Genomic DNA, 15,701 nt, shown 5'->3' with positions numbered 1-15,701 from the left:
CCTTAACCGACGCTGTGTTCAAGACTAATGGCGAGGAGTTTTTGTGCTTCAACGGCAAATTCCAGCGGCAGTTCAGAGAACACGTCCTTACAGAAGCCGTTCACAATCATTGATATCGCATCTTCTTCGCTGATGCCGCGTTGCAGGCAGTAGAAGAGCTGATCTTCACCGATGCGCGAGGTGGTCGCCTCGTGCTCAAGCTGGGCGCTGTTGTTGCGGCATTCCACATACGGGAAGGTATGCGCGCCGCAGTCGGCACCGATCAGCATCGAGTCGCACTGGGTGAAGTTACGGGCGTTGGTCGCCGTCGGCATGATTTTCACCAGCCCGCGATAGCTGTTCTGGCTGTGCCCGGCGGAGATGCCCTTCGAGATGATGGTCGATTTGGTGTTTTTACCAATGTGGATCATCTTGGTGCCGGTATCGGCCTGCTGATGGCCGCTGGTCAGCGCCACCGAGTAAAACTCACCGATGGAGTTATCCCCGCGCAGAATACAGCTTGGGTATTTCCAGGTGATCGCGGAGCCGGTCTCGGACTGGGTCCAGGACATTTTGCTGTTTTCGCCTTCGCACAGGGCGCGTTTGGTGACGAAGTTCAGGATACCGCCGGTATTGCCGTCGCCCGGGAACCAGTTCTGCACCGTGGAGTATTTCACCTCGGCGTCTTTGTGGATGATGACTTCCACCACCGCCGCGTGCAGCTGATAGCTGTCGCGTACCGGGGCGGAGCAGCCTTCGATGTAGCTCACGTAGCTCCCTTCATCGGCCACCAGGATGGTGCGTTCAAACTGCCCGGTTTTTTCAGCGTTGATACGGAAATAGGTCGACAGCTCCATCGGACAGCGCACGCCCTTCGGCACGTAGATAAAGGTGCCGTCTGAGGCCACCGCCGCGTTAAGCGCCGCGAAGAAGTTATCGTTACTCGGCACCACGGTACCGATGTACTTTTTCACCAGCTCCGGGTGATCGTGAATGGCTTCGCCGAAGGAGCAGAAGATGATCCCCTGCTCTGCGAGCTTCTCGCGATAGGTGGTCGCGACCGATACGGAGTCAAAAATGGCGTCGACCGCCACCTCTTTACCCTCGCGCACGGGTACGCCGAGCTGGTTGAACGCCTCTTCCACCTCTTTGCTGAGGAAGCTGTTATCGGCACCGGTTTGCTGCACCGCGCCGGGCTGCGAGGCGCAGGTGTCATCACAGCTACCGCAGGATGGCGCAGAGTAATAGCTGTAATCCTGATAGTTGAGCTTGTCGTAGTGGGCTTTTAGCCAGTGCGGCTCTTCCATCTCCAGCCAGGCGCGGAAGGCGCTCAGGCGAAACTCCAGCATCCATTCAGGTTCGTTACGTTTGGCCGAAATCGCCCGCACGACATCTTCGTTGATGCCTTTAGCCAGCTCGTCGGTTTGCAGCGTGGTAAAGAAGCCCTCTTTATAGTTGAGGTGCCCGCCGCTCCAGGTGTTGACATCGTCAGTTGCTTCAGTATTACGAGACATAGTACCGCCTATACCCCAAAGCTTTCGCCGCAGCCGCATTCGTTCTGGGCTTTCGGGTTATGAAATTTGAATAACTGGTTTAAACCTTCGCGAACGTAGTCGACTTCGGTTCCATCGATAAAAGGCATTGCCTGAAGCGCGACAAACAGCTTCGCGCCGTCGGTTTCAAACACCAGGTCGTCTTTCGCAGGCTCGGTGACGGTGTCCAGCACGTAGCCAAAACCGGCACAGCCGGTCTGCTTAACGCCTAAACGCACGCCGAGGATCTCCGGCTTTTTAGCCACCAGTTCGTGAATATGCGCCGCCGCCGCTGGCGTTAGCGTTAAGCCGCGCCAGGTGAAGTCGGCAGGGTTAAAGGTTTCTGAATGCAATTCCATAGGTCCACCTCATGTATTGAGCCACCAGGGCATAACACTATGTTAGTGATAACGATTATCACTTCAACCCCCTGACAGCAGGGGCTTTCCGCTAAATCGCCCTTTTTGGCTACTTTTATTAAGCATAGACCCTGATGAGACAGGGCGACGGGATGGATTTAAATGTTCAATGCATTGATAGATAATGCATTTATTGACGATAGAGAGGCTGATTTGCGGAAATACAAAATATGCATCGGAAATGCCTATTTTTAGGATAGCTTTTGCGGGGGTCGTAACTTTGCGGTGAAATAAAGAAACAAAGGCCCTTCCGGACCCTATACTCAATCGTGGAAAGACACCGCAAAGCCCTGTTCCCGCCAGTGGTCGAGCTGCTCCTGCTGGCGCGCAGTCGGTGGTTTCCCGGTCCAGACAAAAATACTTTGCCCCGGGAAAAGTTCCGGACGCGGAGAATCGATAGGCTCGGCCAGAACGTCTATATGCCAGCCTTTGTGCGCGAGTCGCGCTGCTTCCAGCCATAAATGAGTGCGGTCGTCGCACTCCCAGCCAATCAACAATGCGTCTTTACCCGCTTTCTTACGCGATTCCGCAAGCGATGCAATAGCAAATTCAATTAGCACGCCGTCCAGCAGGCTCGCCATGTGGCGCACCGTGTTCTGATCCTGATTCATGCGCTGACGCACGGGGGTAATGATGTTATCGATAAGCTCGTCCATCGCGTGATCGCGACGGAATTCAGCAATTTTAGCGCGCAGCCTGGCGGGGCTGGCGTAGCGCACGACGAGCATCATCTCTTCCTGGAAGGTGGCCCAGTTACCCTGAGTCATCACATCTTTGTTTTCCAGCAGAGCTTTCACTTTACCGACCGACACGCCGCTTTTCATCAGGCGTTTGATCTCTTCGATGCGCAGGATATCTTCATCGTCGAACTGACGATGGCCACCTTCGCTTCGCTGCGGCTTCAACAAACCATAACGGCGCTGCCAGGCACGCAGCGTAACGGGGTTGATACCGCATCGTTCGGCGACTTCACCGATACTGTAATAGGCCATTAACTCCCTCACGCTCAATACTTCCATACCCAACCTTACCAGATTGTACAAACCATTTGTATAACTAAGACCGTTTTAAGATACAAGTGAATGGTGTTTAGGCCATCCACTCGTTAATACATTGTTGTATAAATTTAGCCTCAGGTACAGCTAACCATTCACAATCTTAATGTATTGGTCAAAAATCAAACTTCTTCTCAGGCCACGCAATGACCGGGATACCGCCCAGGCGAGGGCTGGCAAACAGGTGGCCCTGGAACTGAGAAATGCCAGCCGATTCCAGCCACATCCACTCCTCTGCCTGCTCAACCCCCACCGCACAGAACTCAATTTCCAGCGATGCACAACATTTGATGATAGCTTGTACAATGGCCTGTCGCGGGCCGCTTTTGTGTACATTGGCAATCAGATCACGATTAATCTTAATTCTGTCCGGCTGGAACTGGGCAAGCAGCTGTAGCCCGGCAAATCCCGCACCAAAATGGTCAATGGTGACGCTGATCCCGGCGATTTTCAGCTCTCTGACGGAGCGTTTGAATTCATCAAAGCGGGAAATCGCCTCGCTTTCCGTAAACTCAATCACGATTTGCTCGGGCACAAACCCGTTCGCCTCTATGGCCGTTAACAGAAAATCGACCGCGTTTGGCACTTCTACCAGCGTCATCGGCAGCAGGTTAAGGGCCAGGCGCTGCGTTTGCAGCCCAAGCGCGCTGGCCATCGACAGGGCAACCTGCTTGCTTTTCAGATCGGACTCATAGAGCGCAGCACCGGATAATCCCTCGAAATAGGCTTGTGGAGATCCCCCCTCGGGCGTGCGAACTAACGCCTCCCAGGTCACCACCTGCTGCATGAACGGGTCAACGATAGGCTGAAACGCAAAGCTACAGTCCGCCCCTTTCGCGACAACGGCTGGCATGGCTGACAGCGGCGTTTCTTCCGGGATGAAGTCCCAGGAATCTGAAGGCGGCAGCTCGAAATAGTTCGCTTTTTCCGTAGCCTCTACGAAGGTGCGGAAAAATTGCAGCGCGCGATCGTTATAGGTCAGCTGATAGCGGGTCGTGCCTTTATCCAGCACCTGTTGCAGCACTTCGTCGCGATCGTATTTGCGTAGATCGAACAGCTCCATGCCGACGTTGCCAAAACGTCGCGATGGCCCATGGTCGCGCAGCAGTTCGACCAGATTGTGGTGGCGCGGGTCGCGACAAATACTCTCATAAATCGCCGTGACGCTCTCTTCCGGCCCCTCCAGCAGCTGGAAAAAATGGGTGCCGTTAAACAGCAAAATTCCGGAGACACTGGCGTATTGGTTTGTACTATTTGCAGCAGCTACCATGTCCTCCAGCGCTTTCACTGGAACGTCCTCGCAGATATGACTGCGGTAAATGATGGTTGTTAGCATACTGTTCCTGGAAGTTAGAGGATGGTCCACACGAATGTGTGGGCAAGGTTCTGTTATAGCACATTAATTGCCCAACAAATAATTTACATCTCAATGATTTACACTATTGACAATGTCAATATTCACGCCTGTACAGGTATGTCCGGCCACAACATTTTGTACAATATATTCTGTCAAATCCACAACAAAATGTGACAACGCAACCCACTGAATAGTAACAACTTTATAAAATATATCCTAAAATCTTTAAAAATCTGTACATTTTGGATGTACAGATTTGAAAAAAGTGTATACCTTAATTGTAACGTTAGTGATTACAGTTTTTTACAGGAGCGAAACATGCAGCAAAACGGTTACGTCGCAGATTCCGCAGCAGCCATTGCACAGTATTTCGAGAAAGCCGCGATGCCTACTCAACAGGAAACGCTGGGCCAGGTCGTTGTAGAAATCCTGAGCGACGGGCGAAACCTGAATCGCAAATCGCTCTGCACCAAACTTTTAAGTCGCCTCGAAAAGGCCAACGGCCCGGAAGAGGAACAACATTATCACATGCTGCTTGGTCTGCTTTTTGAACGGTAACGTATGAATAGCAGTGACACAGACCTGCTGATCGACAAACTTCTCGGTGAGGCCGTCCTTTCTCTTCTGAAAGAGCGGGGGCCGATTACAACCGATGCACTGGTTCAGCGTCTGCGTGAGATGAAAGCACATGAGCAGGATCCCCGGCGGCGGGAGACACTCGCGATGGTGATTGCCGAGATTGGCGATAACAATCATCCCTTTAAGCGTCGCAGAGCCGCTCAAGGAAGACATGAAAGAGAGGGATCTCTCAAAAACAAACGAGACAATGTAGTGCCGTTATTTGGTGAAGGAAAACCGTCAGATCCAAAGAAAATACATTGACTACAACTTAACAGCTACGGTGAGAACAAATGAGACAAAATATTCAGCTTCAACCCGAATACCATTCTGCTTTTTTGGATAGTGCGTTATCGGAGTACTTCCGTCACGCCGGCGATCGATTTGCTGAAGAGTCCGCTGTTTTTTCTAATGCAGTACGCTGCGTCCTCGCCTCTGAGGGCCATTTAACCAACAAAGCCATTATCCTGTGGCTGATCCAGACTCTGGAAGCGACAGACGATGTCGTGAAGGCCGATGTGATCCGCAAAACGCTGGAGATTGTCGTCGGCTATACGATGGACGATCTGTAATCAGACGCTCTGCCCCTATCTAACGTGTCATCGTCACTTGTGACGAACTCGCTGACGATGACACGCCTCCCCTCTGCAAAATCCCTGTAAAACCCTGTTATGCCTGTGTGGCACGGATCCTGCTTACTCCCGCTGACGGGACTGGCGTGTGCCAGTTAAAAGTAGCTTCATTTCTTAACAGGTCTGTTATTGATGAAAAAAATCGCAAGCGTCTGCCCCTACTGCGGTGCGGGCTGCAAACTCAATCTTGTCGTAGAAAATAACCGTATTATCCGTGCCGAAGCGGCAAACGGCGTCACTAACCAGGGAACGCTGTGCCTGAAAGGCTTTTACGGCTGGGATTTTCTTAACGACACCCGCCTCCTCACCCCTCGCTTAACCCAGCCGATGATCCGCTATCGTAAAGGCGACCCTTTCACCCCGGTCAGCTGGGACGAAGCCATCCGCTATACCGCGAAAAAGCTGAACAGCATCAAAGAGCAGTACGGCCCTCGCGCCATCATGACCACCGGCTCGTCCCGCGGAACGGGTAACGAAACCAACTATGTGATGCAGAAATTTGCCCGCGCGGTGCTCAACACCAATAACGTGGACTGCTGCGCCCGCGTCTGCCACGGCCCCTCCGTTGCCGGGCTACAGGAAACCCTCGGCAACGGGGCGATGAGTAACTCCATCAACGACATTGAGAACTCACAGTGCCTGCTGATCTTTGGCTACAACTGTGCGGACTCGCATCCGATTGTGGCCCGACGGGTGCTCAAAGCACGAGAAAACGGCGCCAAAATTATCGTCTGCGATCCGCGCCGCATTGAAACCGCCCGCATCGCCGACCAGCATTTGCAGCTTAACAACGGCAGCAACATGGCGCTGGTCAACGCGTTCGGTTACGTGCTGCTGGAAGAAGAGCTGTACGACAAAAGCTACGTGGCCCGCTTCACCGAAGGGCTGGAGGCCTACCGCGAGGCGGTCAAAGATTACGCGCCAGAGAAGGTGGAGCATCTGACGGGGATCGCCGCGCGCGACGTGCGCCAGGCGATGCGCACCTTCGCCGCCGCGCCGTCCGCTACGGTGATGTGGGGCATGGGCGTGACCCAGTTTGGTCAGGCGGTGGACGTGGTGAAAGGCTTGTCCAGCCTCGCGCTGCTGACCGGCAACCTCGGTCGCCCGGCGGTGGGCGTCGGCCCGGTTCGCGGACAAAACAACGTGCAGGGCGCCTGCGACATGGGCGTGCTGCCCAACATGTTCCCCGGCTATCAGGACGTAACCGACCCGGCGGTGCGACAAAAATTTGCCGACGCCTGGGGCATTGACGTTAACAGCATGGACACCCGTGTCGGCACGCGCATTACCGAAGTGCCGCACCTGGCGCTGGAGGGCAAAATCAAAGCCTATTACATCATGGGGGAAGATCCGCTTCAGACCGAAGCTGACCTCGGCCTGGTGCGCAGCGGTTTTGACGCGCTCGACTTCGTGGTGGTACAGGACATCTTTATGACCAAAACCGCCGAAGTTGCCGACGTGCTGCTCCCCGCGACCTCATGGGGTGAACACGGCGGCGTCTTTACCTGCGCCGACCGTGGCTTCCAGCGCTTTGGCAAGGCCATCGAGCCCGTGGGGAACGTCAAGCGCGACTGGGAGATTATCAGCCTGCTGGCAGCCGACATGGGCTATCCGATGCAGTACGAATCTGAACGCCAGATCTGGGATGAGATGCGCGCGCTGTGCCCGCTGTTCTACGGCGTCACCTGGGAGAAAATGGGCGAGATGGGACACGTTCAGTGGCCCTGCCCGGAGCTGGACCATCCCGGGACGCCCTTCCTTTATAAGGAGAACAAGTTCGACACCCCGAGCGGCAAAGGTCAGCTGTTTGCCACCGCCTGGCGCGCGCCTGCGGAGATACCGGATGCGCAGTACCCTCTGGTGCTGTGCACGGTTCGCGAAGTGGGCCACTACTCCTGCCGCTCGATGACCGGAAACTGTGCCGCCCTGCAAAGCCTGGCCGACGAACCGGGACGGGTACAGATGCACCCGGCGGATGCCCAGGAGTACGGGATCCGCGACGGTCAGCTGGTCTGGGTGCGCTCGCGACGTGGCAAGGTGATCACCCGCGCCAGCCTCAGCGAGCGAATCAACAGAGGCGCGGTCTACATGACCTATCAGTGGTGGATTGGGGCCTGCAACGAGCTGACCCAGGACAACCTTGACCCGGTCTCGAAAACCCCCGAAACGAAATACTGTGCGGTGGCGCTGGAGGCGATTGAGGATCAGCGCTGGGCGGAGGATTTCGCGGCATCCGAGTACCAAACCATGAAGACACGGTTAATCAGCGCCGTCAACGTCTGATAACATTTTGCTGGCCGGGCGTTCAGCACGCCCGCGCCAGCCCGTCGTGCCATCGGTTGAGAAACAGCACCAGTTCAAAATCCGTGCGCAGATTGAATTTTCGCATCACCGCATACTTGTGGTTATAAACCGTCTTGTCGCTGATTTTAAGCTCGTCTGCGATTTCAAGCGCGGTTTTACCCTGATACAGCGCGTCCATGATGCGGTGCTGTTTTCCCGATAGCGCTCTCTGCGGGCACTCCTCACAGGACGAACAGATTTTTTTCTCTTCCATCAGCCGCTCTTTTTTCCAGGCGAAATAAACGATCTGGCTGAACCGGTCGAGCGCAATATTGCGCGGCAGCACGATAATATCGTCAATACAGGGCGAAACGCCCGGCGCGCGCGCAATATCGGAAATTAATCCCACCGTTATCCCCTTCGTGCGCATATGAAATGCCGGCTCGCAGTGAAAGCCTTCCCCCGGCTGCATGGATAAAATAATAATGTCGGCCTGAACAATATTTTCAGGCGTGTAGTCAAAATTGATATCCGGCGGCTGTGAAAACTCATCGGTAAACGCCTGAGTTAATATACACGACAGCCCGTAGCGATAAAGAACGTCATTTTCTTTAATCAGGATGTTTACCATATTGTCCACCAAAACGAGTGAGAGATTATTCGCGCTGGCAAGGCGTTAGTTATATTGCAGGGTGAGGATCACCACGCTATTTATCGTACCCGGCGTCACCCCTCCGGGGCGGGAATAGAGCCAGGCGTTCATGGGGAGCGTGACGGTGCGGTCGCTTTCGACGCTGCGGGACAGCACCGTCCCGGCGCCCACCGGATTACCGGTCAGCATATCGCGCAGGCCAATAGCCACCTGCCCTGCCGTTCCGCTATTTTTATAATAATCGCTCCCCGCAAGCGGGTCGGTCACGCCGGTGAATTGCAATTTGATACTTCGCGTTCCCTCAGGGCACTGGGTAAAACGCAGCGCAAACGCCACGGGCTCGGACTGCGAATTGGGCGTTTCCATATTCGCTGCATAATTATTTCCGAGATCAACGTTGAGCGTATTATCTCCGCCGTTAAAGACGCACGGCGACGCGACAATATCCCCGGTTACGTCAACACCAATATTATCCCCGGCATACGCCGGAAACAGGGCTAAGGAGGCCATCAGGATGACGGCTTTTATAACAGACATGTCAGCATCCTGCTTATTGGTAGGTCAGCGTCAGGGTAGCCGAGGCATTTGCCGAGCCCGTCGTTACCGCTGTGCTGGTCTGATAATAGCGGGCAGTAATCGGAAACATCTCCTGCCCGCCTGCGCTTCTTTTTAATACCAGATTGCTGTTCAGCGTCAGCGGCAGCGAATTATAAAGCAGCTGCACGCCAACCCCACCCGCCACGCCCGCGCTGCCTTGTCCGGTCAAGGCCAGAACGCTGCTGTCATTCAGTCCAGGATATTGCGCGCCTGAAAGCATCATAGTGATATTAGCCCCGTTGTCACAGTCCAGGATAAGACTCTGCGTTTTTTGCGCGCTGGCCGGCGTGGTTCCCACCGTATTACCAAAATCGCTGGCGTTAATCTCGCCAAAGGCAAACGTCATATGCGGCGTTTTTATTGCACAGGCCACCTGGGTAATTGATCCACTCCCGGCGAGAATCGGTATTTCACCGCCGGGTTCCCCTCCGCGATATTGCGCGGTATAGGCAATAAACGAGGCTAATTGACCGGTCACTGACCCCGAAATAATATTGCCGGTTTTCCAGAACTGAATAATCGGCTGAAAATCATTACTGTCTACGTCACCCGGATTTGAACTCCAGCTTACGGTAATCATGTCATCGCTGCCGATATAGCCGGTCCCCGAAAATCGCGCTGCCCCGGCGCTGCTGTTGCGGTAAAACCCAAACGACACCCCGACGCCCTGAACAGCGGTTTTATATACCCGGCGTCCGTTCGATGAGGTAAACGCATAGGGTAAAACGCCGCTTTTCATTCCGGCGCTGGAGCCTTCATTTCCCGTTGTCACGCAGGTAAAAGCATGGGCCAGCGTGCCGACGATTTCATTGCTGATGGGCTGTCCGACGGGCGTATCTCGCTGAACGATAATATTGCCGTAATCCACCGTATAGGGTGCGCCGATAAAATTATAGGTGCAGCTATACCCGGTCAGCGGAATAGCCAACAGCAACAGTAAAACACCCCTGAAAATCACCATTTTTCTCTACCTGCAATAATTAACGACACGCGGCGCTGGCCTGAACGATGTCGTTTTGCTGTTCACGTTGAGCGACCACATAGTGCGCGCGGCATGACTGAGTTTTTTCATCACCCCATTTCACCCGCAGCGTCACCTCCGGCGCTAATCCGCTTAAATAGACCTGCCCGCTGCTCCCGACGATAAACCCGTTCCCCTGCTCGCCCTCCACGCTTGCCATCGCGCCAAAGGGAACGGCGCGGCCGTCGGGTTGCGTCAGGGTTAATAGCAGGCGAATACCAACGTGCGACGCATAGTCGGCGCGAACAATCGCTCCCCGCGTCGGCACCACGGTTTTTACGGTTTGTTCGATCTCCACGTTTCCCGGCAGCGTGTCGGTGATTAAGCCGATATCGTTTTTGCGAAAGGGCATCAGATTCGACGCCAGCGTGTAGCCGCGATAATCGGTCTGCACGCCGGCCCTATTCTGGATCCCCACGCCAGCCGCGCCCGGCGCGCGGATCAGGACGTTTGTCTCGCCGAGCGGCTGCGAGAAGGTCACCCCATCGGCGTGGGCCAGCACGCCGCCCTGCACCCCGTAGCTGAGGCGTTCGCTGTTTCTGTCGTAGCTGTAGCCTGCGGTCACTTCCCCATAGGTGCCCTTGTAATCGCCGTTCACGTTCCCGGCGTAGCCCACCCCGCTGGTGCCGTAACCCTGCTGCACGTTCCAGTTCAGGGCATTTCCCGCCAGCGCGACGCCGCTAACCCCCACGTTCTGGGTGGTGCCGCCGTTGCGGCTGGTGCCGAGACCGTAGCTCGCCCAGGTTTGCGGCCCGAAGGCGTCCAGCGGAATGCTGATATTGACCGCCAGCAGCCTGTCGGTGCCGGTATTCGTACCGCCACCGTTGCGGCTCAGGGTGGCGCTCAGCCCGTAGTTGATCCGTCGCCAGGCGTTGTTGTACGACAGGCTCCAGGAGGCCATAGGGCGTTCCCCATTCCAGTAATCTTCGCGCGCGGCGCTTAGCATCACCGCGCCGAGGCCGTCGCCGAGCGACTGGCTCATGGTCAGCTCGGCCCGGTTGCGGCGTCTGTCATGCAGCGCGCTGCCGTCGCCGTATGAGTCGAGCACGTCCTGCATGGCGTAAAAGCCGCGCGTCGAATAGCGATAGCCCGCAATGGAAAACTGCGTGCCCGTGGCGACAATGTTTTTGCTGTAGCGGGCCCGCCAGGACTGCCCCCGGGACGTTTGCCTGTCCTGCGGCGTCGCCCGGGCCTGGGTAACGTCCACGGAGAACGCCCCCATGTCGCCCATGTTTTTCCCCACGCCCGCGGATAATGCCCGATAGTCTGCCGCCGTCTGAACGCCGCCGTAGAGCGTTAACCCATACGGCAGGCCAATGATTCCGGTCAACTGCCCGAAGGGGGGTTTCTGCACCTGGCTGTTGTAGCTGCGATACTGCCCCGCCGTCAGGGCATACTTCAGGTGGCCTTCGCGCTGCAACACCGGGAGCGACGCGTAGGGGACGGTGAAGCGCTGTTCGCTGCCGTCGGCCTCTTTTACCGTGACGTCCAGATCCCCCGCCCCGCCCGTGGGGTAGAGATCGGTAATGTCGAACGCCCCCGGCGCGACAAAGCTCTGGTAAATCTGGTAGCCGTTCTGCCGAATAATCACCTGCGCGTGGGTGCGGGCAATGCCGCGCACCGCCGGGGCGTAGCCTTTAAGCGAATCGGGCAGCATATCGTCGTCAGAGGCAAGCTGAACGCCGCGAAACGGCATACTGTCGAACACCTCCGCCGGGGCCGAGCTGTCACCCAGCGTCAGCTCGGCCTTGAGCGGCGTGATGGCGCGCTGAGCGTAGGTGTAGACCGTATCCCATTTGTTCTGCCCCCCGGCATCGCGCTTCCAGGTGAGGTAATTGCGCACCCGCCACGGGCCGAGGTTCACCCCCGGGCGCAGGTTGGCATACTGGCTTTGCGTGTCGCCGCTTTTAGCGTTGCGTCCCCAGCTGTTGCCCCCGCTCAGGCTGTAGTTGAGCATCGCCGCCGCGATCCCGTCATCCCACTGCTCTGGCGGCACATAGCCTCTTGCCTGGGCAGAGAGCGCCGCCTGCGGAATACTGACGTCCAGGCGCTGCTGACCAAACTGAAATGCCGTGCTGGCCTGCGGGATCGCCTCCAGCTTCGCGCAGGTATTCTTTGCGCCTAATGCCGGAAACAGATCCGTTTTCACGCCCCAGCGCGACAGCTGTTCGACGGTCAGACAGGGCTCCAGCTTTTCGTTCCCTTCGGCGTCAGCGGTGGTCTTGAAGGTGACATCAGCCGCCTCCAGCCAGCCGTCGTTCAGGAAAATATCAACATGGTAAGTCCCCGGTGCCTGCGCGCCCGCGTCGAAATGCGACAGATCGACCTTACCCTCACCCGGATTATCCAGCTCCACCAGCTCAGGGTTAAACAGATCGCGGCTGAGGGCGTTTTCACAATAACCGGGCAGCGCAATGGCGATAAAAAATGCCAGCCGTGCGGGCACTATTTTTTTATATTCCCTTACCATGTTGATGCATCTCTTGAATAAACCTATAGCGCTGCGTGGTGAAGCGCGCCGGGGCTGCCGTAATCATTAATAATTCTGAACGTCACTGCGCCCGTCTGATTTCCAGCAGGACAATCAAAGCGCGCAGACCCGTGCGGCAGCACGTACGTCACTTCCGGAAGATTTTTTCCACCGACGGCAATGTCATTAAAATTCATCACAAAATCGGTCGGGTTAGAGACCTGAAGTTTATTCCCCTCCCGGTGCCAGACTAATTTCCCGGCCTGCTCTTCCGCCTGCTGGTTTTTCATGGTCGCCGGGCGGTAGATAAGCTTAATTCGGGTTTTTACCGCAATCTGTAAGACGTTTTCCCGATCGGAGGCCGACGGGATCGCTTTAATATTGAGCCAGAACAGACTTTCCCGATCCTGCGGAAGGGATCCGGCCATCACAATTCGCTCAACGTTTTGCTGTCCTTTATCCAGACGATACAGCGGCGGCGTAATAATAAAAGGCGTTTTCTCCCCACCGCCGTGAATACTTTCAATCCAGGACTGAATAAGATAAGGGGAGGCGTCGGGGTTATTAATATTAATCGCCGCCTCTTTTTTACTGCCGTCAAATATGACGCGCGTACCGCCAATAATCACCCCCGCGTTGGCAGATAAAAACGGGCTGCCTGCCAGTACGGCGACCAGTAAGGCGTGGCGTAAGATAGTCATGTTAAACCTCAAAACAGAGGGGCAGCGTTTCGCCCCTCGCGTGATTAATTGTAATCGACAGAGAAGTTAGCCACGGCGTTTGCCGGGCCCGGCACCACCGCAGAGGCGGTGGAGATATACTGAGCGTAAAACTTAAGCGTATTATCCTGGGTGCTGCTGAGGACGTAGCTGTAATTACTGGTGCTGTGCAGCGGTAAATCGGCTTTATCGGCAGTCATCAGATTGATGGCCACGCCGTTTGCCGCCCCGGCAACGGAGGTGTCAATCGCCAGCAGGCTGGCGTTGGTCAGATCCGGCGTGCCGTCAAAGCGAATTTTGGCGGAGGTCACCGTTACCGGACAATCTTTTAGAACGATATTGAATCCCATCGCCGCCGTTCTTGAGCCGGTCGACGGAAATTCCGTTTTATAAAAGTTGCCCATCGGTACGATTTGGTTTTGTGAACCCACATCCACTTCACAGCCTTTATCCAGAATATTGCCCACAAAATTAACCGTTCCCGCCGCCGCAAGCGCAAAGGATGCAGGAAAAGCGATCGCCGCCGCCAGCGCAGCAAATAGAATTGTTTTCTTCATCAATGTATTCCTTTTAAACTTTATTTATTACCGATATTCAGGCAATACCTGCCTGAGGATGCGAACACCCTGATTAACGTTGTTTTAATTTTTATCGTTGAGACAGGGTAAAAACCGGGTTGCGATTTTTCTGACCTGTCGACTGGATGGAATTTATACAATCACTTTTGCAAACTCAACGGATTTATGGGTCTAGCTGTAGACTGGTAATTAACAATTATGAAACAACCAGCGTTCTTTAATTCCCTGCCTGCTTGCGCGTAAAGAGATATTTAGATGTCGGGTCTATTTTTAGACCCGTGAGAGAAAATCATTCAGTTCATGATCTTACCATTAATCCGTTAACTCGGGTCTATTTTTAGACCTGTCTTTTATATTCCCTGGCGGCTCTGTTTTTAAGATAATTCTAATAAATAATCTTGAATCCCCACCGTATGAGAATGAATGAGATTGACTATGGAACGTCAGGCGCACGCCGCTATCGCTGAGAAAAAACCAACGGCACTGGAATTAAAGCCGTTTGACCATATTGAAAATCTTATTTCCCACGTGCTGCCTTTTGCCGAGCGAACCGTCGTGTCGAAAGGCGATATCCTTCACTATTTCCATCAGGATGCCCGACAGTGTTTTCTGCTGCTGCACGGCAGCGTCGCCCTGCACCGCCAGGGCGATGGCATCGTCTTAAATTCTGAGTCCGCCCCCTTCGTGCTCGGCGTCAGCAGCCAGTTAACCGGCGAGCAGCTTTACGTCCGGGCGCTGGAAACCTCAGAGCTCGCCAGCGTATCCCTGGAATGTTTTAACCAGATCGTGGCGAACGCCGATTTATGGAAGCACTTTGCCCGGCTGCTGGTGTACACCACTTCCCGGATCTATGAGCACTGCGCGCAGATTTCCCAGATGTCGGCCTATGACATTATTCGTTTTCAGCTGGTGGAGTTAATGCAGGAGCCTGACGCTATACGTAAGACCATCACGGCCGCCGCCTACATAAAAAGTCGGACTTACCTTTCGCGTAGCGGAATTATGCGCATTCTCGCCGAGCTTCGCACCGGGGGATATATCACCATGCAGCGCGGTATTTTGCTTGAAATAAACCATTTGCCACGTAAATATTGAGAGCTAACATTATCATCAGGTAGGTTATGTAAAAGGTCATCGCCTATGTCTGCCGCTGAAAAAACACGACGCGGCTCTCCCTATGCCGGAGAGCTGCTTTCCCACCTCCAGCCTTACTCTACCGTGCGTCACTGCGCGCGTGGCGAACAGCTCGATCTTCAGGTAAAGGGTCAGAACATGTGCTATCTCGTTCTGGACGGCATGGTGGCCATCTACCGCCGCTCGGATAAACTGCTCCTGTCAACCTCAAAGCCCCCCGCGGTGTTTGGCCTGGCGAACATCCCCGGCCTCTTTTTTGATGATTACATGAAGGTGATTGAGCCGAGCCAAATTGGGGTAATGACCACCGCACAGGTGAGCGAGGTGATTGAAGAGAAAAACCTGTGGAACCTGGTGTCTAACCATCTGATCTTCATGTACAACCGGCTCTACAGCACCGTCCTGTCGCTGGGGGCGCTGACCTCGTACGAGCTGATTTGCCACCAGCTGAATCATCTGATGGTAGAAGATGAACGTTTTCGCCTCAGCGTCACCGCAGAACGTTATATCCGGGATAAAACCCAGCTTTCCCGAAGCGGCGTGATGCGGATCCTCGCGGATTTAAAGGCAGGAGGGTATATCGACATGGAGGAGGGCCGGCTGATCAACATTCATAAACTCCCGGCGAAGTATTGAACGCGAGCCATAAAAAAGG

General features: G+C 54.9%; 16 protein-coding genes. 6 read left to right on the top strand and 10 right to left on the bottom strand.

Going from position 1 to position 15,701, the window contains the following annotated elements; translation table 11 throughout:
* Positions 1-2 precede the first annotated feature (2 nt).
* From sufB to ACSVHP_RS00670, 4 genes are all read right to left on the bottom strand, one after another.
* Positions 3-1,493, bottom strand: a complete 1,491-nt coding sequence (sufB, locus tag ACSVHP_RS00685; RefSeq protein WP_234675476.1) for a Fe-S cluster assembly protein SufB — start codon at positions 1,491-1,493, stop codon at positions 3-5.
* 8 nt (positions 1,494-1,501) lie between these two features.
* Positions 1,502-1,870 (bottom strand): Fe-S cluster assembly scaffold SufA, encoded by a 369-nt coding sequence (gene sufA / locus ACSVHP_RS00680; RefSeq protein ID WP_234675477.1) that lies wholly within the window; start codon positions 1,868-1,870, stop codon positions 1,502-1,504.
* Between the two features lie 323 nt (positions 1,871-2,193).
* Positions 2,194-2,922, bottom strand: coding sequence for a MerR family transcriptional regulator (locus ACSVHP_RS00675; RefSeq protein ID WP_447550640.1), 729 nt, complete (start codon positions 2,920-2,922; stop codon positions 2,194-2,196).
* A 178-nt stretch (positions 2,923-3,100) separates the two neighbouring features.
* Positions 3,101-4,321, bottom strand: a complete 1,221-nt coding sequence (locus tag ACSVHP_RS00670) for a diguanylate phosphodiesterase (protein WP_447550639.1) — start codon at positions 4,319-4,321, stop codon at positions 3,101-3,103.
* 339 nt (positions 4,322-4,660) lie between these two features.
* Between ACSVHP_RS00670 and ycgZ the strand changes: the two genes are divergently transcribed.
* The 4 genes from ycgZ to fdhF all read left to right on the top strand — a co-directional run bounded on the left by ycgZ (position 4,661) and on the right by fdhF (position 7,875).
* Positions 4,661-4,900: a regulatory protein YcgZ gene (gene ycgZ / locus ACSVHP_RS00665; protein ID WP_234675479.1), complete on the top strand. Its 240-nt coding sequence runs from the start codon at positions 4,661-4,663 to the stop codon at positions 4,898-4,900.
* 3 nt (positions 4,901-4,903) lie between these two features.
* On the top strand, positions 4,904-5,224 hold the full coding sequence (locus ACSVHP_RS00660) for a hypothetical protein (protein ID WP_447550638.1): 321 nt from the start codon (positions 4,904-4,906) through the stop codon (positions 5,222-5,224).
* Between the two features lie 29 nt (positions 5,225-5,253).
* On the top strand, positions 5,254-5,532 hold the full coding sequence (locus ACSVHP_RS00655; protein ID WP_234675481.1) for a biofilm development regulator YmgB/AriR family protein: 279 nt from the start codon (positions 5,254-5,256) through the stop codon (positions 5,530-5,532).
* A 192-nt stretch (positions 5,533-5,724) separates the two neighbouring features.
* Entirely contained in the window at positions 5,725-7,875 is a 2,151-nt protein-coding gene (fdhF, locus tag ACSVHP_RS00650) for a formate dehydrogenase subunit alpha (RefSeq protein WP_447550637.1), read from the top strand.
* A 22-nt stretch (positions 7,876-7,897) separates the two neighbouring features.
* Here the strand turns inward: fdhF and ACSVHP_RS00645 are convergent, their stop codons facing one another.
* From ACSVHP_RS00645 to ACSVHP_RS00620, 6 genes are read right to left on the bottom strand one after another with little or no spacing between them, the layout of a single operon-like run.
* The gene (locus tag ACSVHP_RS00645; protein ID WP_447550636.1) at positions 7,898-8,506 is read right to left on the bottom strand and encodes a helix-turn-helix transcriptional regulator; all 609 of its coding nucleotides are present in this window, start codon (positions 8,504-8,506) and stop codon (positions 7,898-7,900) included.
* A 45-nt stretch (positions 8,507-8,551) separates the two neighbouring features.
* Entirely contained in the window at positions 8,552-9,064 is a 513-nt protein-coding gene (locus ACSVHP_RS00640) for a fimbrial protein (RefSeq protein WP_447550635.1), read from the bottom strand.
* A gap of 13 nt (positions 9,065-9,077) precedes the next feature.
* Positions 9,078-10,085 (bottom strand): fimbrial protein, encoded by a 1,008-nt coding sequence (locus ACSVHP_RS00635; protein ID WP_447550634.1) that lies wholly within the window; start codon positions 10,083-10,085, stop codon positions 9,078-9,080.
* Positions 10,086-10,104: 19 nt separating this feature from the next.
* Positions 10,105-12,615 (bottom strand): fimbria/pilus outer membrane usher protein, encoded by a 2,511-nt coding sequence (locus tag ACSVHP_RS00630; protein ID WP_447550633.1) that lies wholly within the window; start codon positions 12,613-12,615, stop codon positions 10,105-10,107.
* Between the two features lie 23 nt (positions 12,616-12,638).
* Positions 12,639-13,316: a fimbrial biogenesis chaperone gene (locus tag ACSVHP_RS00625; protein WP_447550632.1), complete on the bottom strand. Its 678-nt coding sequence runs from the start codon at positions 13,314-13,316 to the stop codon at positions 12,639-12,641.
* Positions 13,317-13,360: 44 nt separating this feature from the next.
* The gene (locus ACSVHP_RS00620) at positions 13,361-13,891 is read right to left on the bottom strand and encodes a fimbrial protein (protein ID WP_447550631.1); all 531 of its coding nucleotides are present in this window, start codon (positions 13,889-13,891) and stop codon (positions 13,361-13,363) included.
* Positions 13,892-14,347: 456 nt separating this feature from the next.
* Here ACSVHP_RS00620 and ACSVHP_RS00615 point away from each other — a divergent pair, with 456 nt between their 5' ends.
* Both ACSVHP_RS00615 and ACSVHP_RS00610 read left to right on the top strand, forming a co-directional pair.
* On the top strand, positions 14,348-15,007 hold the full coding sequence (locus ACSVHP_RS00615) for a helix-turn-helix domain-containing protein (protein ID WP_447550630.1): 660 nt from the start codon (positions 14,348-14,350) through the stop codon (positions 15,005-15,007).
* A gap of 45 nt (positions 15,008-15,052) precedes the next feature.
* A complete protein-coding gene (locus ACSVHP_RS00610) occupies positions 15,053-15,682 on the top strand; it encodes a helix-turn-helix domain-containing protein (RefSeq protein ID WP_447550629.1) in 630 nt (209 codons plus the stop codon).
* Positions 15,683-15,701 lie beyond the last annotated feature (19 nt).

This window comes from Enterobacter sp. 186315, from assembly GCF_053290175.1.
Note: the sequence above shows the minus strand (reverse complement) of the source record. Positions and strands in the feature narration are given on the sequence as shown.

Excerpts from the sequence above, each read along its gene's own strand:
- ACSVHP_RS00630 (WP_447550633.1), bottom strand. The coding sequence starts at position 12,615 with ATGGTAAGGGAATATAAAAAAATAGTGCCCGCACGGCTGGCATTTTTT.
- ACSVHP_RS00640 (WP_447550635.1), bottom strand. The coding sequence starts at position 9,064 with ATGTCTGTTATAAAAGCCGTCATCCTGATGGCCTCCTTAGCCCTGTTT.
- ACSVHP_RS00655 (WP_234675481.1), top strand. The coding sequence starts at position 5,254 with ATGAGACAAAATATTCAGCTTCAACCCGAATACCATTCTGCTTTTTTG.
- sufB (WP_234675476.1), bottom strand. The coding sequence starts at position 1,493 with ATGTCTCGTAATACTGAAGCAACTGACGATGTCAACACCTGGAGCGGC.
- ACSVHP_RS00615 (WP_447550630.1), top strand. The coding sequence starts at position 14,348 with ATGGAACGTCAGGCGCACGCCGCTATCGCTGAGAAAAAACCAACGGCA.
- ACSVHP_RS00625 (WP_447550632.1), bottom strand. The coding sequence starts at position 13,316 with ATGACTATCTTACGCCACGCCTTACTGGTCGCCGTACTGGCAGGCAGC.
- ACSVHP_RS00645 (WP_447550636.1), bottom strand. The coding sequence starts at position 8,506 with ATGGTAAACATCCTGATTAAAGAAAATGACGTTCTTTATCGCTACGGG.
- sufA (WP_234675477.1), bottom strand. The coding sequence starts at position 1,870 with ATGGAATTGCATTCAGAAACCTTTAACCCTGCCGACTTCACCTGGCGC.
- ACSVHP_RS00670 (WP_447550639.1), bottom strand. The coding sequence starts at position 4,321 with ATGCTAACAACCATCATTTACCGCAGTCATATCTGCGAGGACGTTCCA.
- fdhF (WP_447550637.1), top strand. The coding sequence starts at position 5,725 with ATGAAAAAAATCGCAAGCGTCTGCCCCTACTGCGGTGCGGGCTGCAAA.
- ACSVHP_RS00660 (WP_447550638.1), top strand. The coding sequence starts at position 4,904 with ATGAATAGCAGTGACACAGACCTGCTGATCGACAAACTTCTCGGTGAG.
- ACSVHP_RS00675 (WP_447550640.1), bottom strand. The coding sequence starts at position 2,922 with ATGGCCTATTACAGTATCGGTGAAGTCGCCGAACGATGCGGTATCAAC.
- ACSVHP_RS00610 (WP_447550629.1), top strand. The coding sequence starts at position 15,053 with ATGTCTGCCGCTGAAAAAACACGACGCGGCTCTCCCTATGCCGGAGAG.
- ACSVHP_RS00635 (WP_447550634.1), bottom strand. The coding sequence starts at position 10,085 with ATGGTGATTTTCAGGGGTGTTTTACTGTTGCTGTTGGCTATTCCGCTG.
- ycgZ (WP_234675479.1), top strand. The coding sequence starts at position 4,661 with ATGCAGCAAAACGGTTACGTCGCAGATTCCGCAGCAGCCATTGCACAG.
- ACSVHP_RS00620 (WP_447550631.1), bottom strand. The coding sequence starts at position 13,891 with ATGAAGAAAACAATTCTATTTGCTGCGCTGGCGGCGGCGATCGCTTTT.